1 rRNA gene is annotated in these 245 nt (G+C 54.7%); it reads left to right on the top strand.

From position 1 onward, the window contains the following. Positions 1-245, top strand: a 16S ribosomal RNA gene (locus ACTHS4_RS12345); the annotation flags it as partial.

Genomic DNA, 245 nt, shown 5'->3' with positions numbered 1-245 from the left:
CAGCCGCGGTAAGACGTACCACCCAAACGTTATTCGGAATTACTGGGCTTAAAGGGTTTGTAGGCGGCCTTGTAAGTCAGGTGTGAAAGCCCTCGGCTCAACCGAGGAACAGCGCTTGATACTGCAAGGCTTGAGGGAGACAGGGGTAAGCGGAACTGATGGTGGAGCGGTGAAATGCGTTGATATCATCAGGAACACCGGAGGCGAAGGCGGCTTACTGGGTCCTTTCTGACGCTGAGGAACGA

Source organism: Neisseria sp. P0014.S009 (assembly GCF_051958155.1).
GTDB classification, from domain to species: domain Bacteria; phylum Pseudomonadota; class Gammaproteobacteria; order Burkholderiales; family Neisseriaceae; genus Neisseria; species Neisseria flavescens_C.
Note: the sequence above shows the minus strand (reverse complement) of the source record. Positions and strands in the feature narration are given on the sequence as shown.